Here is a 23,728-nt window from a genome sequence, read left to right on the forward strand (position 1 = left end):
GTAGCCTCACGAAGCTTGCGCGACCGTCTCAAGCTTCGGGGTCAGATCGTAGGACAATAGGGGACAGACCACGGTTTCCGACGCCCTCGCCTAGCTCGATTCCTTCTTCGGCCGCCCCCCTATCCGTCGAGTCGGCCCGGGGAACCTCCCCCCGAGCCGCTCACATAGGGCTCGCATAGGGCTCGGGGTCAGGTCTTGCGTTGTGCGTCATGCCATCTATTTCGTTCGGCTGGGCGGACGAACACTTACAGACCGTAGATATCCTTCGCCCAGCACGGAATATAGCTCACGGCCTTATCGAGCTGACCATTCCTGAAGGTGAGAATATGGCGGGCTGGGCTATTTGCCTTCGAGCTGTCGAAGATTTGGGCGAGATCGGCCAATGCCACGGCCGCGCGAATATGCCGCTTGTTACGCTCGTATCGCTCGCGGATTTTATGCTCGGGCACGTCATGCCCGCCCTGAGTGACGCGGAAACGCACGCGCGCCACGGATATGTCGGCACTCTGAACGTTGACGTGAAAGATCACGACACGAAAACCCTGGGCCTTGGCATTCCGGATGAGATTTAGCTTGCTCTGATGCGAGAATACAGTTTCGGTGACAAACGAGCGCTTCTCGTTCAGATACGTGTCGCGCCTCGCCGCCGCCAGTCGCGCGGCCTCGTAGGCATCCAGTTCTTCGCCCTGGGCCTGTCTTTCCTTGCGTATCTCATCGGCGTTCACGAATGGGGCGTCAGTGATCGGGCGAACCCGTTGCTCATAGAGCGTCGACTTGCCCGCCCCGTTCGGGCCGGCGAGCACGTACATCGTCGGCCTCGATTCCAACTCAGGTGCCTAGATCTTCCGATTTGATGCCTTCGGCACGCTGCTTCTCTGCCAGCCGTTTAAAAAATGCGCGCTCTTCGTCGCCCGCCTTCTCCATGATGGCCTCATGTTCGACGTCGTATACGGCGCGCTGATAAGGGTCCAGATCGTCGGGAGAGATACGCCCGCGAAGCGCGTCGTTGACCTTGCTACGGTCATACCCCGGCGCATTCTCGATCGCCTGGCCAACGCGGGCCCAGTGCTCCAGTTGCGCTTGAAGGGTGCGAGACATCACGCCCGCCTCTTTGCGCGCCTGACCTAGAATGGCGCGTGATAGACGAACACTTTCAGTAGCCATAACCGACCTCCTGCATGGCCGCAGATCACACGAGGGACGCATTGCCGTACGTCCACCGCTAACAATGAAATTTTACCACAAGTGTGGTGAACCCCTGCCAGGGTCATCCATCTCATGCAGACTCGGACGCTCAGGGGCAGGTCTTGCGATGTGCGCGGCGCGAGGTCAACTGAACTCTCTACTGCAACACGAATAGGCCGGGACAGACTGGACTGGCCCAGTCACACGTCAGGATCTGACTCCGGGGTCGTAGTCATGATCCACGAATGGAGAAACGACTAGCCGGATTGCGTTCGCGCAACCGAGCGCGCGCTCCCCCCAGCGGACAGCACGGGCAATCGTCATCAGAAAGGCGGTAGATTCAACTTCGAACGCTTCGCGAGGCCCTCGAAAGGCGGCCTTCCTTGCAGCTTGAAATTGAATCCACTCTTAATTAACTTAGCGCCGTTCTGGCCTGTTCTTTTTGTCTGTGCTGCGGGCGGCAGCATCGACACGCTGAGCCATGACTTCACTCCCACAGCCATCAGGACCGCAGCTTTGGGATATCCACATTCGTACTCGACGGCGACGTGGCCTTCAAAGCCCGATTCTCCCAGGAACGGGACTTGAGCAGAACCGTAAAAATCATCACGTGCGAAACCAGTACCAAGGGAGCGTAAAAGGTATAGATATACCAAAAGGTGGCGAGATCGAAGCTCGGAACGTTCAACTGAAAGACGCCGCGCACGCCGTTGAGAAGGTCCACGAATCCCCACGTGTTGGTAACCCACACCAGCGGGACAGCACCTCGCCAGTTGCTCCGCAGAGCAACGATCGACGTGAGTGCGAGCGCCGCTGCCAAGAGATCACCGTAAGCCGCAGCGGACAGGAAGTCGCTGGGCAGTTTCGGGTCGACCATCCCCGTAACCAATAGGGTCATTCCCACATAGCGGGGCACATGCACCCAAAGCAGCAGGGTTAGTGCTGAATTACGTGACAGCCTGGTGAGCAATGGCCATACGTACCACGCCGCGATGAGGGCAAGGACAACGCAGCTCACCACAAGTTGCATCCAGAATATTATGACGTGATTCATCAGGAGTTCCTACCCATAGCTATGTCCCCGGGCGAAGCCGCGGCCTAGAATTTTTCCGCCCATGGGCGAACATCGATTTCCTGGGACCAGGCGCTGCGTGGCTGCCGATGCAGCTGCCAATACAATTCAGCAATCTCGGGCGGCGCGAGTAACGAATCCTCGCCGCGTTCGTCGATAAGAGACTCATAGCGTTCGGACTCTATTTGTCCGTCTATGACGACGAAACAGACGTGTACGCCTTGCGGCCACAACTCGCGGGCCATGCTCTGGGCGAGCGCGCGCAAACCGAACTTTGGAACCGCCAGGTTGGCGAAGCCGGCGCTACCACGCAGCGCTGCAGTGGCGCCGGTAAAGATAATCGTGCCGTGTCCTCGCTCTGCCATGCGCCGTGCAGCCGCTTGCCCGACGAGAAACCCGCCGAAACAGCCGATGCGCCAGCAGCGCTCGAAATCGGCGGGATCGATATCGAGAACATTGTTCTTCTGGAAAGCGCCCGCGTTGAACACGACGACGTCGGGAACCCCGAAGTCGCGTTCGACACGGTCGAAGACACGGAGAACCTCTTCGCCGTTCGAAACGTCGGCCGCATAAGGTCGGACATCCTGACTGTCTACGGCGTGGATCAGGGCGTTGAGTTTCGCTTCGTCGCGCGCCACCGCGCCAACCTGCATGTTCGCCGTTACGAAGCGCTGTACCAGAGCCCAACCCAGGCCGGGCCCTACCCCGAAAACGATTGCTGTCTCGCGTGCCGGCATGTCTGTTCTTCCTATGTTGTCCTGCCGCGCAACTCTTGCACGTGCTGGTACGCAGCCGGCACATTGACAGACTTGTGGGCCCACTCGAACAGGCTGTACTCGGCATAACGGGGCATGTCGACAGCCTCGAGCGTGGCTTCGGCTGACCAGCCCGCGTCGATCGCCGCGCGCACGGCGCTATCGAGTTCGCGAAGATAGTTAAGCGGGAACTCAATGTCCGCCGGGCGCATGGGCCTGCCGTGACCGGGGATGATGATTGCGTCTTCCGGCAGGAATTCGCGCACGCGGGTGAGCGTCGCCATCGTCTCACTGTGCCGCCCTTCAAGAAGCCACGGTAGGGCCGGAGCCGGCGCCTGGATCATGTTACCCACCCAAAGAACCTTGGCCTCTGGCGCCCATATCACGAGATCACCGGGCGTCTGCGCGAACCCAAAGTGGCGAATTTCAACCCGGCGCCCGCCAAGATCCACGCTTAGCATGTCCGCAACGGTGATATCGGCGGTGCGTGCCTGTACGCGTTCGATGCCCTTGCCCTTACCCATGAGGCCGATCATGAAACGGCGATCGTCCTCGAAATGTTCTTCCATGTAGCGTTTGGTCGCCGGATGCTGGATCACGGCGGTGCTGTCGGAAAACAGGTAGTTCCCGTAAGCGTGATCACCGTGATAGCTGGTGTTGACGAGAAAGCGGATCGGTTTCTTCGTTCTCTGGCGTACAAGCCCGATAAGTTGCGAGGCGAGATCGCCATTCAACATTGATTCGATGACAAGAACACTGCGCTCGCCGATAACAAAGCCTGCCGTTGTGGCGACATGGTCCTTCGTGAAGACGTCCTCAGGCATGACCGCGAATACGCCGGGACCCAGTTCCTTCGATGTAAGCTTCACCTGCGCCGCATCCCAAGGGGGCGTGGCTTCCGGTTCGACGGTCTGCGTCATTTTGCAATCTCCCCTTGATTTTTCAGCATCGATCGCCGGTGCGTTCGCGCTTGATACAATCAATCAGAGCGCGCGGAGCACCGCAACGGTGTCCGAGGGCTCCGGTCTATACCGATAGTCCGGGTCGGCCTTGATGTCACGAATGACGCTCTGGCGGTCGATGACGAGCCGCGCCGGAATCGGCAACGTCCACTCCGCACCGGCGTTAACGCGCGACAGATCGATCTTGAAGACGTGCTGATACACGTCCTTCAAGTCGTCGGGCAGCTGATACGCCAAGCCGAAGGCCTTCGCAATGACACTCTTTTCATCGGACAGGACACTGAACTTCAGACCCATCGCCTGCGTCTGCTTCGCCGCGCGTTCCTGAGTCTGGGGAGACATCACAACCAGTTCGGCTCCGAGCGCGCGGAACTGCTCATAAGCAGCGTTCAATGCCTTCACCTCCTCGGTGCAGTAGGGACACCACGATCCGCGAGTGAAGCTGACCACGAGAGGCCCGTTCGACAGCAATGCCGCGGACGAGACCATCTGGCCAGTTCCATCACGCAGCTCGAATGTCGGCGCCCGATCGCCGATCTTTTTAATGCCATCCATGGCCTGGGCGCGAAGATGCTCGAAGTGCGCGTTGGTCACCGCGCTCGCTTTGGCAGGCAGCGTCTTGGCGAATTTGATTCTCATGGCGGCGAGGCTCGAGGTGAGGGACGGCATGAGGTCTCCGGGTGGCGAGATCAACGGTCATACGTGAGCAGGGGCAATGGTCAACAGCCAAGGCCGGCGGCGCGCAGGTTCGTACGCACAGCCACCTTCTGTTATTTTTGTACCGTATCGAAAACAATATAGCAATACTTTTTATGCCGACCAGTACAAAAAAATCGCGCCGACGTGGCAGACCGCTATCCTATGACCGCGACGTGGCACTTGGCGCTATCCGCGACGTCTTCTGGGATCAAGGCTTCTCGGCCACATCTCTCGACGACATCGCCACTGCCGCGGGCATGAATCGGCCAAGCCTTTATCGAGCCTTTGGGCACAAACGCGAGATGTACCTCACGGCGCTTCGGATGTTCGCAGCCGAGTCAGGGCGCGAATTGCAGCAGGCCCTGGAAAAGCCCTCGCTTCGCGAGGCGCTTGAAGCTTTCTATGCGCGGGCGATCCAGGATTATGTATCGGACAATGAGACCCCGCGCGGCTGCCTCGTCATCTGCACGGCGGTTAGTGAGGCCACTGGGGATCCGGAGATTCGGTCCACGCTCGCAGCAATACTGGCCGAAATCGATTCCATGATGGCTATTCGAATCGCCAAGGCTCAGGCCGAGGGGGATCATTGCACGGACGACGATGCGGGCGTTTTAGCGCGGATCGCAACCAGCGTTCTGCACAGCTTGGCCGTTCGCGCCCGGGCCGGCGCCCGTCGAAGTGAGCTGTTCACCATCGCGCGCGCCACGGCCGAGCTCATAGCCGGAGGCGCGTCACGCGTCGAAATGCAACGCCAGTGTCCTGTCTCGTAACTTTCTTATCCAACGAGCGTGAGCCATCGGCGTGGCTGGCAAGGCGCGAGACCCCGTCGTATCGGGCCGCATACGGCTGGGTTTCGCAACGCGGCCAGACGCGCTGAGGGCCGCGCGCAGTGTAAGGTTACTTGCGAGACATGACACTAATAGCCATTCTCCGCATGATTTGACTCGGATCCTCGTCGAATTTCAATTCATGCCATCGGTATTTCGGCCTTGGGAATAACATGGGTTTGGGTCAGGTTGAGCTGGCCTATCCGACGTCAACTACTTTGACCGGTTCGTGTTGCCGCATCGCTTGCCGCTCCAGCCACAGGCTACATATAACAGTACATTGCCCGCCGCTTTGCTAACGCTGCCGAATGCGATCGCTTGTCGCGTGTAATGGTTCATCAGATCGAGCGCCCGCTGTCGCGCCATGGCGCCCATGCTGGAGCGTAGCAAATCGATGGCTCGCGCCATTGCGCTTTGCGCATCGATCTGGCCGGTACGCTTCAAAGCGTCGTGGTCGACACAATAAGATTGCAGTTCGCGCTGAATACGTTCGATTGCCCGCCGAGCTTCAGCTGAATAGTTCAATCCAGGTTCTCGAGTGCCCTTGACCCTCCGGTATTCGGTGCCCCCCACCCAGATGGCAACACATGCAATGCAGGCTAGGAATCGTCCTGCGCCTGCTCGCGCCCACGCTGGCGCGCTTCGGCTTCGCGCCGCGCTTCTTCGATCTGATCCAGAACCGCGCCCACGTCGGCTGCCGTCTCGTCGCGCGTGAATAGCCCGGTCAGCGGCGTGTCCGGCGCGAGTTCCGCCGCCTCGTACAAGCCCCAGATCTCGAGTGCATATTCGGTTTCCAGCAACTCGGGCGCGACCTTGCCGAACGTGGCGCGTAGGTTGTTCACATCCCGAGCAAGCATGCGAAAAGCATTGTTATTGCCGGCTGCGTCCACGGCCTGCGGCAAGTCGATAATAACCGGGCCGTCCGGGCCGATGAGCACGTTGTATTCCGACAAGTCGCCGTGAATCAGGCTCGCACAGAGCATGCGCACGATTTGCCGGATCATGAACGTGTGCCATTCGACCGCTTGCGTGGGCGTCATCTCGACTTCGCCAAGCCTGGGCGCCGGACGCCCGTCCGAATCGAGTACGAGCTCCATCAGCAGCACCCCGTCGAACACGCCAAACGGTTTCGGGACGCGAACGTCCGCACCGTACAGCTTGTACAAGGCATCAACCTCGGCGTTTTTCCACTCGGTTTCCTGGACCTTACGTCCGTAATGGGTACGCTTGCCGGCAGCGCGCGCATTGCGACTGCCCCGGGCCTTGCGTCCCTCGGTATATTCGGCGGCTTTCTGAAAGCTGCGCTGCTGTGCGTGTTTGTAAACCTTGGCGCAGCGGGTTTCTGAACCGCTGGTCACAATATAAACCGTCGCTTCCTTGCCGCTCTGAAGCCGGCTGACCACCGCATCGATAATGCCGTCATGAAACAAGGGAAGCAGCGCTTTGGGTGTTTTCATAATGCGGGATGAATCAGCGAAATGATGAGATCGATTGAGTCGGCGTAGGATTCTGTTCTTGCAAAACCCGGAAGACACTTTTCAGCGCTTTTGACGCTGGCCAGTCATAACGATGCCAGTGCGATCGGGATCATGTGTTTCACTGCCAGTTCGCTACGCCAACAGGCGAGCCTCGGTCGGTGCAGGAACAACAGGGGCCGACACAATAGAGGATGACCATGGCCTCCAGCCACCCTGCGCTATTCGCCCCCTTGCTCGCCCGCCCCAACACACCGCGACTGACCCGAACAATCGCGAGGAACCATCGGGGACACGGAACAATCCGGGGCAGACCACGGTTCCCGACACCCTCGCCTAGCTCGATTCCTTCTTCGGCCGCCCCGGCTTACCGCGACTCCCGCGGCGCCCCAGCGCCGCCGCTACTTCGGCCTCGAACCGGTCGCTGCCTACAACATAGTTGCCGTTCGTCGCTTTCCGAATCTCGTCAATCAGCCCCGGATCGGGTTCATATGAAACCGTGGTCGTCCCCCCAATTCTCACGGGTCGGCATCTTACCGGGCATCAAGCCAATGGTTGGCCCGCCCCCTGGGGACCGATTACGAAAGGCCGGCGCTCAAGTGCCACGAGCGTAACCCGACCCGGAGGGTTCCCCACAAATCAGGCCCTGCCCCTCCTGAACGCGCGGCCCAGGCGCTCCTAGCTGGATCGGCCCGAGCCGGCGACACAGATCGAGCGACTCGCACGCCCCGGGCTTGTGGCCTGCCCGGCGGGGCCGACGATACGGCTTGAACACACTTTGTGTTGACCAAGAACGCTGGCGTATCCGCGCGAATGAACCGGTTGATCAACCATCGCGACAAGCGGGCCAATACGTTTTTTGAATTGGGCCAACTGTTTGCCGGTCAACGGTCGAGCGGAGGGTAAGGGCATGGTCATGGGGTTGTGCGGCACGCCGTTCTTGCGGATCTCGAACAGCAGATGCGGGCCAGTCGACCAGCCGGTATTGCCTACTGTTCCAATGCGCTGCCCCTGTTTCACATGGTCCCCCTTGGCCAGACCATGGGCAAAGCTGTGGAGATGTGCATAGCGCGTGGTGTAGCCGTCGAAATTGCGCAGATAAATCACGCGGCCATAGCCCCGGGCCCAGCCGATGTATTTGACCGTGCCGTTTGCCGCCGCCCGCACCGGGGTGCCGACCGGTGCGGCCATGTCGGTGCCATTATGCGGCTGGAGCACGTGAATCGCCGGGTCCATGCGCTCCTTCATGAACGGCGAGCTGATTCGCGTGTAATTGACAGGATGGCGCGAGATCCCCAGCTTGTAGCTCTTGCCGTCGGCGTTCAGATAGCGCACCCGGCCATCGGGCTCGCGGAAACGAAAAACCCGCACTTTGCGCTTGCCGACGGTGAAACGCGCCGCCAGCAAGGAACCCGGGCCGAGGCGTTTGCCGCCTTCATAGCGCACCTTGTAAAGAACGCGGAATTGATCGCCGCGCTGAATATGGCGGGACAAATCCATGCGCGGCCGATAAACCTGGCTGAGTTTATTGGCAATCGTGGCGGGTACGCCCGCCGCCGCCAGGGAGCCCGACAAGGATGTCCCCACCGTGCCGGCCACCATGCGGCGCTCTACATGCAGGGAGATCTTGTGAATGTGGGCGCGTAAGCGGCCACCGCGGCGGTCGACCCTCAGCGTCTTGAGTCGCCCCATGCGATAGCGCAGATGGGTGAGTTCGCCGGCGCTGTTCTTTTTCAGCCGGATTAGGTCGCCGGGGTGCAGTCGCGTCAACGACTGGGTGGGCCCGCCCAACGCGAGCACATGCCGCCAGGATTGCGTGCCGAGCCCGGCTTTGGCGAAAGCGCCGGAGAGCGTACCGCCGCGGCGAACCCTGATCGTTTGCCACGTCGAGTCATGCTCGGGCGCCGTGGACGTCGCAGTTTTTGCCGAAACCGTGGCGAATACACCGGTCGAAAACAGTGCCGGAAGCGTCAGACCGATTGCCAGCAAACCACTGCGCATACTAATCATCAATATCGTCATCATCTGATTGGGACACTGCTCACACGACAGCCCTGCATTCTGCACCGGGCTTGTTCGCGACCTTGCTCGATATGTTGCGGCGACGCCTGCCGAGTGCGCCGCAGCCCGGTATTGTAATCGTTGTCGTTCAATGCGCGTTTTATAGCCGTAATAATGATGATCGCGGCACGCGGGGCTTTCGACAGGGTCGCCACTCGTCACCTCGACTATACCGGGCACGGCGTCACATGCTCGGCACAACACTCACCATGATATCGGCAGACCACGGCCGATCGTTACGGTCCTGCTATCCCGCTTTTGTCCTCAGGGAAAAACACTCTTTCCTGATCACACCCGCGTCACGTCGGGCTATTACTGTTCCGGTATCAGTTGCAGACGCGTTGCCGGCAGGACACTCGCAAATGAAATATAGACGCAAAACCCGCGCAGCCCGCTGGGCTGTGTTGTTTGTCGGCGGACTGGCCGTTTGCGGCTACGCGACGGCGCAGGTGCAAGACGTTTCGCACCCGCGCTCGCCGGACGATGGCCTCATTCACGGCCAGTATTTGCCGACCGGCTACGCCATTACACCCACCGCCGCGCGAGGCGCTGCATTCCATGAGCTCAACCCTGGCTTGGCCGACCACCCCGCTTATCGAGTCGATCACGCGGCCAGTACGGCGATCAGCCCCGATGGGCAAACATTGTTGGTGCTGACCAGCGGCTATGATCGGCTGGACGACGCAAAGGGGCATCGGATCGATTCGGCCTCCGATGAATACGTGTTCGTCTACGACATCAGCCAGGGCATGCCACGCAAGACACAGGTGATCAAGGTCGCCAATACTTTTCTCGGCATCGCCTGGAACCCGAAACCGAAGTCCGGACGGCCGACGTTCTATGTGTCGGGCGGCGTGGATGACGATATTCACGCTTACACGCTTCGGGATGGGCAGTACGTGGCGAGTGGCGCGCCGATCAAACTGGGCCATACCCGGGGCAACGGACTGGGCAAGGTGCGGCCGATGGCGGCCGGGTTGTCGGTGAGTCCGGACGGCACACGGCTGCTTGTCGCCAATCTGGAAAACGATTCCGTCAGCCTGATCGATTTGGCCACGCGTTCGGTGGTCGCGGAGCAGGATCTGCGGCCCGGCATCATCGACCCGGCCCGGAGCGGCGTACCCGGCGGTGAATATCCGGTAGCCGTGCAGTTCGACGGCAACGACAAGGCTTATGTGAGCAGCCAGCGTGACCGCGAGCTGGACGTGCTCGCCATCGCGCGGCATGCCCCGCGGCTGAGGGTACGCGCCCGTATTCCAACACGGGGCCAGCCGAACAAAATGGTGCTGAACCGGAGCGGCAACCGCCTGTATGTCGCGAGTGACAACAGCGATCGCGTGCTGGTCATCGATACGGCGACCGACCATATCGTGCAAAGCATTCCCACGGTGGCGCCGCCGCATGTTTTCCAGAACAGCGGTGGATTCAAGGGGGCCGGGCCGAACAGCGTACGGCTCTCGCCCAACGGGCACTGGCTTTTCGTGACCAACGGTGGCATGAATTCGGTGGCCGTCATTCAACTGGCCGGCGCGGGGTTGGGCCCGACACGGCGAGCTCGACCGGGCGACGACACGCCTGACGCGCGACCCGGGAACGACCCGGGCACCGCATCGCACGCAGATGCCACGGATGCGCACGATCAGCAGAGTCGCGTGGTCGGGCTTATTCCCACCGGGTGGTATCCCGAGTCGGTCAACGTGAGTGCGGACGGTCGCCATTTGTATATTGCCAACGGCAAAAGCGCCCCCGGGGGCAATGCCGACCATTGCGGGCACAAACCGAACACGCATCAGTCCGGCAGTTGTCACCGGTCCAATGAATATGTCTGGCAACTCGAAAAAGCCGGTTTGCTGTCAATGCCCACGCCCAACCCACGGGCGCTGGGCCGCCTCACCCGCCAGGTGGCTTACAACGATCACTTCATGAACCAGAAAGATTACGGGCGGGAACGAGCCGTGATGCGGTTTCTGCATCGCCACATCCGACACGTGATCTATGTGGTCAAGGAGAATCGCACCTACGATCAGGTTCTGGGGGATTTGCCCGAGGGCAACGGGGACCCGAGCCTGGCGTTTCTGGCGCCTTACATGCCCAACCACCACCGCTGGGCCCGCCAGTTCGTCGACCTGGACAATTTCTACGACAGCGGCGAAAGCAGCAACATGGGCTGGGACTGGTCGACAGCCGCGCGAACCAACGACTACACCGAGAAGACCGGCCCGATGAACTATGCCGGCCGCGGTTTTACCTACGACCAGGAAGGCACCAACCGTAACGTCAACGTCGGGTTGGCGACGCTGGCCAAACGCCAGCAGTTCAATCCCGCGGTCCCGGACAAACCCAACCTCCTGCCCGGCGCCGTGGATGTGGCGGCGCTCGAGGGCCCGGGGCCCGATACCGACCACGATAACGGCCAGGGGTATATCTGGAATCAGGCCTTGAAGGCCGGGTTGACACTTCGTAACTACGGCTTTTTCGGCGACCTGTCGCGCTATTACGTATCGCCGAAAAATCCCGCGTTCGTGCCGCTGGCACGACATCCTCACGCGGCCGGCGTTCGCCAGTTTTTCCCGACCAAGCCGGCCCTGATGAAATATAGCGACCCGTATTTCCGCGGCTTCGACAACAGTTATCCGGACTACTGGCGCGAGCAGGAATGGGCGCGGGAATTCAGCCAGTACGTGGCCCACGACAATCTTCCCAACCTGATACAGGTTCGGTTGATGCGCGACCACACCGGCAATTTTTCCAGCGCCATCGATGGCGTGAATACCGTCGCTACTCAGGTGGCGGATAACGACTATGCCGTGGCGCGACTTGTCCAGCGGGTGGCGCATAGTCGGTATAAAGACAACACGCTGGTCTTCATCGTCGAGGACGACGCGCAATCCGGCGCGGACCACGTCAGCGCCCACCGCAGCGTGGCCTTCGTGGTCGGTCCGTACGTAAAACAGGGCGCGGTGGTATCCCGGCGTTACACCACGGTGAACATGCTGCGGACCATCGAGGATGTCCTGGGCTTCCAGCCCATGGGGCTGAACGACGAACTCGCCGCCCCCATGACGGCGGTTTTCGACATTCATCAGAAACGCTGGACCTACCACGCGGTTGTGCCTGCCGTTTTACGCCGTACCACACTCCCCCTGCCGAAGACCGCTGTGCCCGCGGCTCCGAGCGACGCACAGCCGCCATCGGCCGAGGCGAGCATTCTGGATCACTGTTTTGCGCAGTCGCGCCGGAGTGCCACGTACTGGGCGACGACGATGCGCGATCAAGACTTCAAGGTGCAGGACCAGCTCAATACCGCAAGCTATAACCGCGAGCTGTGGCGGGGTTTCGAGGGCAGTAAACCACGACCCGATCGGGACGGAGACGATATGCGCGGGCATCGCCAGCGCTTGTTGCAGGCACACTGGCGCCGGATGGCGCGACAGTGCCTGTCCCGACATCAAAATGACGACGGACAGGCCCGAATGGCGCCGGGTTAGGATATATCGGCGTGCTGCCGCGCATCCACTGCTGTCATTGCAAGCCTTGAAGTTACGATTTGATACGGATGCACGCCGCGATCGGCCTGCCGCCGACAGGTGCTTGTGGTGCTTGGCGTGGCACCGTTTCCGTCTGCCGCTCGCATGCCCCCATAACACCTATCGTTAGCCGCGAATAACGCCCGGGCCCGTTCGTTGACTTGTGTCAAGGCGCTGACGCCTAGACGGCGCCATGCTGCAGACAGGGAGGCGTAATCGCCTTTCGTCTTTGCACCGGCGACTGCAACGGAGACTGCCATGTCACGCGAAATACTCGTGCCGCTCGATCTTTCCCAGCCCGATGCCATTGCAATGGCCCTGCCCTATGCTGTGCAGTGGGCCAGAGCGCGCGATGCCTTTGTGCACCTGGTGACCGTACTGCCGGACATTAATGCCGGCATGTATCCGTATGTGGCGGTACGGGCCACCGAGGAATCGCGTCAGTCCGCTCAGGATCGACTGGACGAGGTGGCGGCCGAGCACATCCCGGCCGATCTCGACTCCGCCACGAGCGTGCTCATCGGGCGTATGCCGCGATATTTGATCGACGAAATCAACAGAACACATCCCGACATGGTTGTATTGGCCGCACACGACCCCAGGCTGGCCGATATGTTTTTGGGCAGTATTTCCGGATCCGTGGTGGGACATGCGCATTGCCCGGTACTCGTGGTACGCGACCCTAAATTGCACAGATGACATGAAGCGCCGCTGTCTTCGTCGCGCCCGCAGCGGCCGGCGCCGTTTCACAGGCGGCTCTGCGAGGTGGACTTGCAGCCCGCGGGGTCAGATCGCGCTTTGTGTCGCGAACCTCGGGCACGAATCCCGCCACTGCGCACGCATGATCGAGACCTGACCGTGGTGTCGCCTCCGATGTACACTCGTGATCCAAGCGGGGAGATCGCCACATTTACAATATTCAGACCATGGCAGAAGAACCACCCGAGCAGCCGCAACAGCCCGAACAGATCAGACTCATGCATCAGCTGGTCGCCATGTCGGCCCAGCGTACAAAGATGTCCGCCGAACGCTGCTATCAAAATACCGAGCGCACCCTGTCGAACTGGATCCGCACGGCGCTCGCCCTGATGGTCTTTGGCATGGCAATCGACCGATTCAGCCTGCTGATCTCACGGCTGCCGGGCAAGCCACCCGGTTCGCTGGTCCATTCGAACGACCTATCCAGCTGGTGCGGCCTGGCGCTGGTGAGCTTCGGCGTACTGATGTCGGTGGTCACGGGTCTCCGCTTTGTGCGCTACGCCTGGGCCTACGAACGGAGCTACAAGCTACCGGCGCGGCACGGCCCTTATCTGGCCACGTTCTTTGCGCTCGCGGTCTCGGTGTTCGGCCTCGCCCTGCTCGCTGTCATGTTCACCTTCACGACATGACCGGGCCTACGCCACACGTGGACTCAGCCCTCACGGCCACCCGCCGCCGCTAAAAGCAGCGCGGAGCGGATTTGGCGTCGCGGCGCCCGGGTCGGTATTGAGTAGCAGCATGCAAAACCGATCTTGATCAGACCCGAAACGCATCGGACTGAACAAGAGCGCATTGTGTCCGCCAATGCACGCGAATGAATGCAAATAATCAGGAAGATCAAGGCGATGCTGCTTCAGGTGCGAGACCAATCGCGGCGTCAGGCCGTTGACCGAACTTTGCACAAAGGGTGTCGACAAATCAACCGCCGGTGATACACGCAATATCAGATCCTTACGTGGGTCGGATCAGGTGCTTGCACCGTAATCCGACAGCCGATCCCCGGAACTCGCCGATTGAGCGTCGGATTACGCGCTGCGCGCTAATCCGACCTGCCGCCAAGGCATTGTTTTTACAATCGGCAAACGGAATAAGGGTTTGTCTACACCCTCACATGATCGACAAAAAATTCGCTTTAGACGGCCCGTTTGGAGCCGACTATTCGCCTTTCGGAGCGCGCGAAACCGAAGCCGGTTGTTGAAGCGTATCCGCCGGTGAGCACGATCGGACCTTGACGTGCCGCCAATACCAGTGACCCGGAGCACCGTATAAGCGCCGCGGGTCTCGGTCCGTCCCATGATGGGTATGCGATGGCTCTCGCTCACTTCGCAAGATGAGCGCGTATGCGTGCCGCCAGCGCGTCGGTCGCCGGGTTATAGACGATCATGCCCAACTCCGGCCGGCCATCGATCGCGAAAGCGGAGAACTCCAGCTCGAGCAAGCCGAGGTCGGGATGGTGGAGGCGCTTGACCCCCTCGCCGGGTGCGACCACGTCGTGGTCGCGCCAGAGCACATCGAACTCGGGGCTCGTTCGCGACAGTTCGTCGACAAGCTCGGTGATGGCGGCGGTCGCGCCGGCACGCGCGACGTCTGCGCGAAACGAGCCCACCACGACACGGGCGATGCTGTCCCAGTCTTCCTGACGACTCCGTGCCTGTGGATGGGCAAACATGAGCCGCAGGATATTGCGCTGGCCGGATGGCAGTTTCGCGTAGTCGGTAAACACCATCGCCGCGGCACGATTCCAGGCTACGACATCCCAGGTGGCCGTCTTGACGATGGCGGGGTTCACCTCCAGCGCGTCCAGCACGCGCTGAAGGCGCGGGCTGACGCCGTCAACCGGCCTGTAGCGAACCTCCGGCGGACGTCCGAGCCCCAGCATGAACAGGTGCTCGCGTTCAGGCTCGGTCAGCATCAGCGCGGTTGCGATCCGGTCGAGCACGTCGGCCGAGGGTGCGCCACCACGGCCCTGCTCCAGCCACGTGTACCAGGTGGGGCTGATATGCGCGCGCAGCGCGACTTCCTCGCGGCGCAGACCGGGTGTACGACGACGACCGGTTGCAAAGCCGAACGCGGCAGGATCGAGGCGGCTTCGGCGGTCGCGCAGATACGTGCCGAGCCTATTGCCGGTCGTGGCAGCCATGGTGACCCTATTGGTTTTTATACCAGGATACGATCACTACTTTAACAGGAGCGGATATCGGCCAGCATGAGGTCCAAGACAACACAGGAGACCTCCCATGCGTGTATTCCTCACCGGCGCGACCGGTTTCATCGGCTCCAGGATCGTGCACGAACTGATCGACGCCGGGCATCAGGTACTCGGGCTGACGCGCTCCGATGCCGGCGCGCGATGGCTTGCGCAAGCTGGCGCCGGGATGCACCGTGGCACGCTCGAAGACCCCGACAGCCTGGCGCGCGGTGCGTCGGCAGCGGACGCGGTAATCCACACTGCCTTCGACCACGACTTTTCGCGCTTCGCCGAGAATTGCGAGAAAGACCGTCGCGTGATCGAAGCGATGGCGGGCGTGCTGGCCGGCTCGGACCGACCACTGATTATTACCTCCGGAACGGGCATGGGCAGCGCCGCGCCCGGCGCGACGGCCACCGAAGATGTGTTCGACCGTAATAACCCCAATCCGCGCCGGCTGTCCGAGCTGACCGGCGAGAACATGGCCGGGCGCGGCGTATCCGTTGCTGTGGTGCGCCTGCCGCAGGTTCACGACACGGTTCGGCAGGGGCTGATCTCGCCACTGATCGCGCTTGCGCGCGAGAAAGGCGTCTCGGCGTACATCGACGGCGGCACCAACCGCTGGCCCGCGGCGCATGTACATGATGTCGCCCGGCTCTACCGGTTGGCCCTCGACAAGCATGCGGCAGGTGCCCGCTGGCACGCGGTTGCCGAGGAAGGGGTGCCGGCCCGAGACATCGCCGAGGCCATCGGCGCTGGGCTCGGCGTGCCGGTAAAATCCTTGTCGACCGACGAGGCCACAGCGCATTTCGGCTGGCTTGGCGCCTTCGTGGCCATGGACCTGCCGGCCTCGAGCACACTGACCCGCGACCGGCTGGGCTGGACGCCGGCCGGGCCTGGTCTCATGCAGGACTTGCGCAACATGGATTACGGTACCGCCAATTCCGGTTGATACGCCGGGCCGCAACTTCGCCGGCGGGCACGACTCACAAGGTCGCCGCCGGCGACTTGGAAACGTGTCCTCGTCAGATCCCCCGGCCCGAAACGGGGGTGCGGCACTAGTAGTGTAGTGCGCTCGATCGGCGGCCGCAATTTGGTCCTTGCCGCCGCCTGTCCGCCCGGGCGACGCGGCTTGTCCTGAACGCCGGCCCGATCAACAGGCCGGACACACGATTGGCCATGACACCATGAGCAGACGCCGCCGGACGATCCGAAACAAAACCGACGCCGATGCGACCAGTGACAGGCATCCGGCCCGGACAGAGCAAAAGCCTATTAATCCGGCATCAAGACAGCTGACTTCATCAGCTGTTTTCAACGCTTTCAAAAATAAAAGCCGGCGACTTTCCGTCTTTTATTTTCAAAGGCTTCGCGGCCGATGGCCGCAGCGAGCATGCGGTCGCATACGCGCGTTATTAACCCGAAAAATCATCTATTTTTGTGCCGGGTTAATAATGAAGCGACCCGAAGCACACGGATCGCCGCTGCCGGGATCGGCAGCGCTCACTACTTACCCATGAACAGCCCCGGGGTATAGATGGGCCGAGTTTCCGCGTAGGTCGGTCACTCGACGCCGTGCGCCTATTCTCCGCCATCCTCAACGTACGGGTTAAGCGAACCTCGCTTCAACTCACGGTTTGAAACGCCCGGCAAAGCGCGCGCTGTATCGACCGGCGCTCTTCGTCCGACGCCGCCGTCTTCGCCAGCCAGGATGACGTGCCCGCTTGCGGCACACTTGAGATCGTGCTGCGTTGCTTTACCTGCGCTGGCGTATTATTTCTCCAACGCTGAATTGCGCCAGCTCGGCCGGCATTCGGCTCTTGCGGCTAGGCGCGTCAGTTGACACGCGCTTTGACCGCTGGTCATTGTTCGTAAGGAATGGTCCGCACCCGCGGACTTTGGGGTATACAAAAACCACAACGAGGATTATTGATAATGACGCCCATCAAAAGATGTCTGCGCGGCGCCTTCGCTGCGGCGGTGACCGCTGCCACCGTGTTCTGTGCGGCGCCTTCGGCCCTGGCGGCCGAACCGACGCTGACGGTCGCCACCGACCCGAGCTTCGTGCCCTTCGAGTCGCTGGATATCAAGACGCGCAAGCACGTCGGCTACGATATCGATATCATCCATGCGATCGCGAAACGCGCCGGCTTCAAGGTCCATCTGCGGACGATGGATTTCAACGGCATTATCCCGGCGCTGCAGGCCAAGAGCGTGGACATGGCCATCGCGGGCATCACGATCACCAAGGAGCGGGCCCAGAAGGTCGACTTCTCCAATCCCTATTACGACTCGGGCTTGAAGTTGATGGTGCGCGCCGACAACAACACCATCAAGACGATCAAGGATCTGAAGGGCAAGTCGGTATCCACCAAGATCGGCAGTACCAGCTACGACTATCTGACGCACAAGGTCCCGGGGATCGGCAAGGTAGTGCCGTATCCGGGCACCTCGCAAATGTATATGGCGTTGATCAGCGGCAACGTGGACGCGGCGTTCTACGATGTGCCCAATGTGCTGTACTTCATCAAGACCAAGGGGCACGGCAAGGTCAAGGCGGTCGGCCCGACGTATGCCGGACAGCAGTACGGCATCGCCTTCCCGCAGAACAGCAAGTGGGTACAGCCGGTGAACAAGGCGCTGACGCAGATTAAGAAAGACGGCACGTTCACCAAGATCTACAAGAAATGGTTCGACAAGGCACCGCCGGCCGACTTGACCCAGTAACCCTGCCCCGGGCGGGTAATGAAAAAGGCCGCGCTTTTGCGCGGCCTTTTTTATGCGGCCCTATCCCGTCTCAGGCATATCCTCGGTTCTGTCGCTTCTCCAACTTACGCAGGAAGAAGGAAAACGTGAGCGTGATGATCAGGTACATGATCGCCACGACGAAGTAGATCTCGAAGGCATTGAAAGTGGCGGCGATGTACACCTGCCCCTGGCGCACGAGTTCGCCAACGCCGATCACCGAAAAAACCGACGTGTCTTTCAGGCTGATGATGCCCTGGTTACCCAGCGGCGGCACGATGCGACGCAGCGCCTGCGGCCAGATGATGTAGCGAAAGGTCTGGGCGTTGGACAACCCGACCGCCAGCCCGGCCTCGCGCTGACTCTTCTCGATGGATTTCACCCCGCCGCGAACGATCTCACAGATATAGGCCCCGGAATTGAGCGCGATCGCCGCCACGCCGGCCGCGAACGCCGGAATTGGATGGCCGATGACGTCGGGCAGACCATAGAATATGAACAACGCCTGCACGAGTATCGGTGTGCCGCGGAAAAACTCCATGTAGGCCGTACCCGGCCAGCGTAGCCAGCGCGTCGGGCTGAGTGTGCTCAGGCCGACGAACAAGCCGATGACAAACCCCAGAATCAGACCGAAGACCGTAATCTCGAGCGTTAGCTGCAGCCCCTGCAGCAGGAGCGGCATTGCCGATTCGATATCGCTGATACTGATCGGAAAACTCACGCGGACGATCTCCCTGGTTGGCGCGTAGTCGCGCAGCGGCGGCGTTCAACGTCGCGCTATTTGATCTGAATTGATCGCTCTAGACGATCCCCTTTTCCAGTATTGCATACATCGACCGCCGCACCCGGTGGCGGTAATCCCCCACCGTGCGCGGCAAAAAACGATAGGATGCGTCAAGGGGAAGCGCACCACCGATGATTCGGGCCGAGCACGGCTACCGGTGCGCGACGATCGAAACCTATATCAACTTCCGGGAATACTTCATGGCCGACCCCATCGTCCAGATCGAGAACGTCCACAAGCATTTCGGCGACCTACATGTGCTCCGCGACGTCAACATGACGGTCAGCACGGGCGAAGTGGTGGTGGTCATCGGTGCCAGCGGTTCGGGCAAATCGACATTGATTCGCTGCGTGAATGCACTCGAGGATTTCGAGGCCGGCCGCATCGTGGTCGACGGCATCGAACTCCTGCCCCACGGCAAGATGGGGGCCGGTGGCCAGCAATCGATTCGCTCGGTTCGGCGCGACGCCGGCATGGTGTTTCAGCAGTTCAATCTGTTCCCGCACATGAGCTGCATCGACAACATCACCCTGGCGCCGATCAAGGTGCGCGGCCGCGGGCAGCAGGAGGCACGCCAGGAAGCCATGGAGCTACTCGAGCGCGTCGGCATTAAGGATCAGGCTGGAAAGTATCCCGGCCAGCTCTCCGGCGGCCAGCAGCAGCGGCTGGCGATCGCGCGTTCCCTGGCCATGCATCCCAACGTCATGCTATTCGACGAGCCCACGTCGGCGCTGGACCCGGAAATGGTCGGCGAAGTGCTCGACGTGATGCGCGAACTGGCCAAGAGCGGCATGACCATGATCGTGGTGACCCACGAAATGGGCTTCGCACGCGAGGTCTCCGAACGGGTCATTTACATGGACCACGGCGCCATCGTGGAGGAAGGTACCCCCGAGCAGCTCTTTTCAGATCCGCAGAGCGAACGCACGCAGTCGTTCCTCGCCCGCGTGCTGCACCATTGATTCGCGCCGCGTGCGGCCATGCCTTGTCCGCAGGTTCACCGTCCGGCACGCATCGCGCGCGTTGACGCAGCAAGACTGACCATGCCAATGCACCACCCGCCGCGATGTCACCCGGCGATCTCGAAACGGCACGCCGCTATGGCGAACGCGTGGCAATGATCGCCGGGCAGTTTCCGTTGGACAACTCGCAAAGCAACTGAAGCGTGGCACGCGGGGACGCACTCGGCGCCGAGGCCTGATTTTTCGGCCAGCTCACAACTCGCCCGCTGCGCCGGCTCGCATACCCTACGGATCGATCGGCCGGATCCGGCGCTGCCGACCGCCGAGCGAGAGGATATTGGGCGGCTATCCCAGCGACCGATCAGGACGCTTACGGTACATCTCGCGGCGTGAATGTAGAATCCCCGGCTCCGACGATTATCCACGCCCCCCTCAACCCCTTCATTTTTACGGTCATATCGCCTCATGCGGAAGTCAGTTCTCTGTTCGTGCCTGCTCTTTGTCTTTGTCGTCACCGGAACGGCGCAGGCGGCCGATACGCCGGCCGCGCCGCCGGTGATCGTGCCGCATATGGCGCCGCTCGACGCCAAGTCCTATGTGCTGATGGACTATCGAACGGGCCGGATACTGGCCGCGAAGAATAAGGATAAGGAGCTGGCGCCCGCGAGTACCACGAAGCTGATGACCGCGTTCGTGGTGTTCCAGGAACTCAAGCGTGGGCAGATCACGCTCGACACGAAGTTCCGCGTGAGCAAGAAGGCCTGGCATGAGGGCGGCTCGCGGATGTTCCTCAAGGTGGGCTCGCACGTGAGCGTCGATAATCTGCTGAAAGGCATGCTGGTGCCCTCGGGCAACGACGCGGCAATGACGCTGGCCGAAGGTGTCAGCGGTAGCGAGCAGGCGTTCGTGGCCCGGATGAATCGCGACGCCCGCCAGCTCGGCCTGCACGACACGCATTACACCGACCCCAACGGCCTGCCCCGCCCCGGCCTGCATAGCTCGGCGCTCGATCTGGCCAAGTTGTCGCGCGCGATCATTCGCCGGTTCCCCGACGAATACGCGCGCTTTTTTGCCCTGAAATCATTCACCTGGAACAACATCCATCAGAATAACTACAACAAGCTGTTGTGGCGCGATCCGAGTGTCGATGGATTGAAACCGGGCTATGTGAGCGCGGTGGGATATAACCTGGCGGCTTCGGCGAAGCGCCATGGCATGCGGCTGATCGGTGTGGTGATGGGCGCAGACAAGCCCAAGGCATCGAGTGCGGCGAACTACATCAACCTGGCACAGGTGACCGGCTCGCTGCTGGACTATGGCTTCCACAATTACGCCACGCACAAGATGTACGCGGCGGGACAGTCCGTATTCAAGGCGCCCGTTAAACACGGAGACCAGGACAAGGTCCCGCTGGGGCTGCGAAAGACGCTTTACGTAACGGTACCGCGCGGGCAATACGCCCAGCTGAAGGCGAGCGTGAAGTTGCCCGGTTCGATCATGGCGCCCGTCAAGCAAGGGCAATCGATCGGGCACCTGGTCGTGAAACTGGGGCCGCGCGTTGTAGCCCGGGCCCCGCTGGTCGCGCTGGCTGCGGATAAGCGCTATAGCTTTTGGTAGCCAGCGCGGGCGCGCGAGCCCCGGGGAGCCGACCGCGCGCCGACATGCGTTTGTATTGCCGGGCCGGATTCGGTCATAGCACGGGATGCTTACCGGCGGGCGTCGATGTCCGCCTCGGCGGCGGCAACGCCCGTGGCGCGGTTTATGTTTCGGGGTCGCCGGTCAGGCGCTTGCGCAATTCGTATTTCTGGATCTTGCCGGTGGCGGTTCGGGGCACTTCTTCGAAAATGAAGCGGCGCGGGATCTTGTACGAGGCCAATGTGTTTCGACAGTGTTGTTCCAGTTCCTCGCTGGTGGCTGTTTGCCCCGCGGCGAATTCGATGAACGCGCAGGGCGTCTCGCCCCACTTGTCGTGATGCATCGCCACGACGGCGGCCACCGCGACCGCCGGATGCTTGTACAGGGCCTCCTCGATCTCGATTGACGAGATATTTTCTCCGCCGGAGATGATGATGTCCTTGGATCGATCCTTGAGCTGGATATAGCCATCCGGGTGCACGACGCCGAGATCGCCCGAGTGGAACCAGCCGCCGGAAAACGCCTTTCGATTGGCCTCGGGGTTACGAAAGTAGCCCTTCATGACCGCGTTGCCGCGAAACATCACCTCGCCGACGGTTTGACCATCCCGCGGGACGATTTCCATCGTCTCCGGGTCCATCACCTCGAGCCCTTCGAGTGGCGGGTAGCGCACGCCCTGGCGGGCCTTTCGTGCGGCTCGCGCCGTGGGATCGAGCGCATCCCAATCCGGCTTCCACTCGTTGACCACAGCCGGGCCATAGGTTTCAGTCAGGCCGTAGAGTTGCGTCACGTTGAAGCCGGCGCTCTCCATTTCGGCCAGCACCTTCTCCGGCGGCGGCGCCGCGGCGGTGAAGAATTCCACCGTTTGCCCGCCCGGGCGCGCCCGCCCCGGCGCCGATGCGACCAGCAGGGACATCACGGCCGGCGCCCCGCACATATGCGTGACCCCGTGTTCGGCGATCGCCCGCCATATGGGTTCCGCGCGGACCTGGCGCAGGCATACATGCGTGCCGAAGACGACCGACATCGTCCACGGAAAGCACCATCCGTTGCAGTGGAACATGGGCAGCGTCCACAAATACACGGGATACCGCGGCATGTTGGAGATCAGGGCGTTGCCCTGGGCGAGCAGATAGGCGCCCCGGTGATGGTAGACCACGCCCTTGGGGTCGCCTGTGGTTCCGGAGGTATAGCTGATCGAGATCGCGTCCCACTCGTCTTCGGGCATGAGCCATTCGTAGTGCGCGTCGCCGGTGGCAAGAAACGACTCGTAGTCGAGCGCGTTCGACGTATTCTCCGTCGCGCCGGGTGCCTCGGGATCGGCGTAGACGATCAGCGTCGGCTTCACGGTCACCGTGAGATCGAGCGCCGACCGGGCCAGAGGCAACAGTTCGCCGTCGACGATAAGGGCGCGCGAACCCGCATGGTCGAGCTGGAACGCCAGCGTTTTGGCATCCAGGCGTGTGTTGATCGCATGCAAAACGGCGCCGCACATCGGCACGCCGTGGTGGGCTTCGAGCATCGCCGGCACGTTCGGAAGCAGAACGGAAACGGCATCGCCCCGGGCCACGCCCTTTCCGGACAATGCAGAGCCGAGCTGTCTGGCGCGGCTATAAAACTCGCCGTAGGTGTAGCGCAAATCGCCATGAATGATGGCAAGGCGATCGGGCATCACGCTCGCTGCACGCTCGAGGAAGGTCAGCGGTGTCAGCGGCTGGAAATTGGCCGGGTTGCGGTCGAGATCGATATTGAAGGGGTGAGTCACGGCATCGCTCCTGGGCCTGGGCACTATCGGTCGGACCATTGCGGGGCGCGCTTGTCGAGAAAGGCGTTGATCCCCTCCTCGGCGTCGTGCTCCAGCATGTTGCCGACCATCACACCCGCGGCGTATTCGTACGCTTGTGCCAGCGGCATCTCGCGCTGGCGATAGAAGGCCTTCTTGCCGATCGCGACGGTCAGGCCCGATTTCGCAGCCACCTGACGCGCCACGCCATCCACGTGCGCCGTCAGCTCATCGTAAGCGATCCACAAACCCCATCATTCACAGGCGGCCAGGTTCATGGCTAAATCCTGTGCATGCAGGTTCCACGGC

At 61.4% G+C, this 23,728-nt stretch carries 21 protein-coding genes and 1 pseudogene; 9 read left to right on the forward strand and 13 right to left on the reverse strand.

Annotation, left to right across the window (positions count from 1 at the left end):
• Positions 1 to 245 precede the first annotated feature (245 nt).
• The 6 genes from ACS8YF_RS14950 to ACS8YF_RS14975 all read right to left on the reverse strand — a co-directional run bounded on the left by ACS8YF_RS14950 (position 246) and on the right by ACS8YF_RS14975 (position 4,643).
• Positions 246 to 809 carry an AAA family ATPase gene (locus ACS8YF_RS14950; protein WP_440850948.1) on the reverse strand — a complete coding sequence of 188 codons (564 nt, stop codon included), beginning with the start codon at positions 807 to 809 and terminating at the stop codon, positions 246 to 248.
• Positions 810 to 828: 19 nt separating this feature from the next.
• Complete coding sequence (locus ACS8YF_RS14955; protein ID WP_440850949.1) at positions 829 to 1,164, reverse strand: TA system antitoxin ParD family protein; 336 nt, start codon at positions 1,162 to 1,164, stop codon at positions 829 to 831.
• Between the two features lie 523 nt (positions 1,165 to 1,687).
• Entirely contained in the window at positions 1,688 to 2,239 is a 552-nt protein-coding gene (locus ACS8YF_RS14960; protein ID WP_440850950.1) for a hypothetical protein, read from the reverse strand.
• Between the two features lie 44 nt (positions 2,240 to 2,283).
• On the reverse strand, positions 2,284 to 2,994 hold the full coding sequence (locus ACS8YF_RS14965; RefSeq protein WP_440850951.1) for an SDR family NAD(P)-dependent oxidoreductase: 711 nt from the start codon (positions 2,992 to 2,994) through the stop codon (positions 2,284 to 2,286).
• A gap of 11 nt (positions 2,995 to 3,005) precedes the next feature.
• Positions 3,006 to 3,932 carry an MBL fold metallo-hydrolase gene (locus ACS8YF_RS14970; protein ID WP_440850952.1) on the reverse strand — a complete coding sequence of 309 codons (927 nt, stop codon included), beginning with the start codon at positions 3,930 to 3,932 and terminating at the stop codon, positions 3,006 to 3,008.
• Positions 3,933 to 3,995: 63 nt separating this feature from the next.
• Complete coding sequence (locus ACS8YF_RS14975; RefSeq protein WP_440850953.1) at positions 3,996 to 4,643, reverse strand: peroxiredoxin-like family protein; 648 nt, start codon at positions 4,641 to 4,643, stop codon at positions 3,996 to 3,998.
• An 11-nt stretch (positions 4,644 to 4,654) separates the two neighbouring features.
• Between ACS8YF_RS14975 and ACS8YF_RS14980 the strand changes: the two genes are divergently transcribed.
• A complete protein-coding gene (locus ACS8YF_RS14980; protein ID WP_440850954.1) occupies positions 4,655 to 5,443 on the forward strand; it encodes a TetR/AcrR family transcriptional regulator in 789 nt (262 codons plus the stop codon).
• 270 nt (positions 5,444 to 5,713) lie between these two features.
• Here the strand turns inward: ACS8YF_RS14980 and ACS8YF_RS14985 are convergent, their stop codons facing one another.
• The 3 genes from ACS8YF_RS14985 to ACS8YF_RS14995 form a co-directional block, all read right to left on the reverse strand.
• Positions 5,714 to 6,025, reverse strand: coding sequence for a hypothetical protein (locus ACS8YF_RS14985; protein WP_440850955.1), 312 nt, complete (start codon positions 6,023 to 6,025; stop codon positions 5,714 to 5,716).
• Positions 6,026 to 6,099: 74 nt separating this feature from the next.
• On the reverse strand, positions 6,100 to 6,957 hold the full coding sequence (locus ACS8YF_RS14990; RefSeq protein WP_440850956.1) for a PA4780 family RIO1-like protein kinase: 858 nt from the start codon (positions 6,955 to 6,957) through the stop codon (positions 6,100 to 6,102).
• Between the two features lie 696 nt (positions 6,958 to 7,653).
• The gene (locus tag ACS8YF_RS14995; RefSeq protein WP_440850957.1) at positions 7,654 to 9,198 is read right to left on the reverse strand and encodes a peptidoglycan DD-metalloendopeptidase family protein; all 1,545 of its coding nucleotides are present in this window, start codon (positions 9,196 to 9,198) and stop codon (positions 7,654 to 7,656) included.
• A gap of 200 nt (positions 9,199 to 9,398) precedes the next feature.
• Between ACS8YF_RS14995 and ACS8YF_RS15000 the strand changes: the two genes are divergently transcribed.
• The 3 genes from ACS8YF_RS15000 (at position 9,399) to ACS8YF_RS15010 (ending at position 13,951) form a co-directional block, all read left to right on the forward strand.
• Positions 9,399 to 12,524, forward strand: coding sequence for a bifunctional YncE family protein/alkaline phosphatase family protein (locus tag ACS8YF_RS15000; protein ID WP_440850958.1), 3,126 nt, complete (start codon positions 9,399 to 9,401; stop codon positions 12,522 to 12,524).
• 297 nt (positions 12,525 to 12,821) lie between these two features.
• Positions 12,822 to 13,262 (forward strand): universal stress protein, encoded by a 441-nt coding sequence (locus tag ACS8YF_RS15005; protein ID WP_440850959.1) that lies wholly within the window; start codon positions 12,822 to 12,824, stop codon positions 13,260 to 13,262.
• Positions 13,263 to 13,489: 227 nt separating this feature from the next.
• Entirely contained in the window at positions 13,490 to 13,951 is a 462-nt protein-coding gene (locus ACS8YF_RS15010) for a YidH family protein (protein ID WP_440850960.1), read from the forward strand.
• A 689-nt stretch (positions 13,952 to 14,640) separates the two neighbouring features.
• Here ACS8YF_RS15010 and ACS8YF_RS15015 read toward each other — a convergent pair.
• A complete protein-coding gene (locus ACS8YF_RS15015; protein ID WP_440850961.1) occupies positions 14,641 to 15,462 on the reverse strand; it encodes a helix-turn-helix transcriptional regulator in 822 nt (273 codons plus the stop codon).
• 97 nt (positions 15,463 to 15,559) lie between these two features.
• Between ACS8YF_RS15015 and ACS8YF_RS15020 the strand changes: the two genes are divergently transcribed.
• On the forward strand, positions 15,560 to 16,462 hold the full coding sequence (locus ACS8YF_RS15020; RefSeq protein WP_440850962.1) for an SDR family oxidoreductase: 903 nt from the start codon (positions 15,560 to 15,562) through the stop codon (positions 16,460 to 16,462).
• A gap of 983 nt (positions 16,463 to 17,445) precedes the next feature.
• Positions 17,446 to 18,237, forward strand: coding sequence for a transporter substrate-binding domain-containing protein (locus ACS8YF_RS15025; RefSeq protein WP_440850963.1), 792 nt, complete (start codon positions 17,446 to 17,448; stop codon positions 18,235 to 18,237).
• A gap of 70 nt (positions 18,238 to 18,307) precedes the next feature.
• Here ACS8YF_RS15025 and ACS8YF_RS15030 read toward each other — a convergent pair whose 3' ends face one another.
• On the reverse strand, positions 18,308 to 18,937 hold the full coding sequence (locus ACS8YF_RS15030) for an amino acid ABC transporter permease (RefSeq protein WP_440850967.1): 630 nt from the start codon (positions 18,935 to 18,937) through the stop codon (positions 18,308 to 18,310).
• A gap of 302 nt (positions 18,938 to 19,239) precedes the next feature.
• On the opposite strand from ACS8YF_RS15030, the gene ACS8YF_RS15035 reads away from it, so the two are divergent.
• The 3 genes and pseudogenes from ACS8YF_RS15035 to ACS8YF_RS15045 all read left to right on the forward strand — a co-directional run bounded on the left by ACS8YF_RS15035 (position 19,240) and on the right by ACS8YF_RS15045 (position 21,618).
• Positions 19,240 to 20,001: an amino acid ABC transporter ATP-binding protein gene (locus ACS8YF_RS15035; RefSeq protein WP_440850968.1), complete on the forward strand. Its 762-nt coding sequence runs from the start codon at positions 19,240 to 19,242 to the stop codon at positions 19,999 to 20,001.
• An 83-nt stretch (positions 20,002 to 20,084) separates the two neighbouring features.
• A pseudogene (locus ACS8YF_RS15040) lies at positions 20,085 to 20,201 on the forward strand (NADPH-dependent FMN reductase); the annotation flags it as partial.
• Between the two features lie 265 nt (positions 20,202 to 20,466).
• On the forward strand, positions 20,467 to 21,618 hold the full coding sequence (locus tag ACS8YF_RS15045) for a D-alanyl-D-alanine carboxypeptidase family protein (RefSeq protein ID WP_440850964.1): 1,152 nt from the start codon (positions 20,467 to 20,469) through the stop codon (positions 21,616 to 21,618).
• Between the two features lie 142 nt (positions 21,619 to 21,760).
• On the opposite strand, the gene ACS8YF_RS15050 is transcribed toward ACS8YF_RS15045, so the two are convergent.
• Positions 21,761 to 23,440 carry an acyl-CoA synthetase gene (locus ACS8YF_RS15050; RefSeq protein ID WP_440850965.1) on the reverse strand — a complete coding sequence of 560 codons (1,680 nt, stop codon included), beginning with the start codon at positions 23,438 to 23,440 and terminating at the stop codon, positions 21,761 to 21,763.
• Positions 23,425 to 23,667: an enoyl-CoA hydratase-related protein gene (locus ACS8YF_RS15055; RefSeq protein ID WP_440850966.1), complete on the reverse strand. Its 243-nt coding sequence runs from the start codon at positions 23,665 to 23,667 to the stop codon at positions 23,425 to 23,427. Before ACS8YF_RS15055 ends, ACS8YF_RS15050 begins: the two co-directional genes overlap by 16 nt.
• Positions 23,668 to 23,728 lie beyond the last annotated feature (61 nt).

This window comes from Salinisphaera sp. SWV1 (assembly GCF_052044155.1).
Lineage (GTDB): Bacteria > Pseudomonadota > Gammaproteobacteria > Nevskiales > Salinisphaeraceae > Salinisphaera.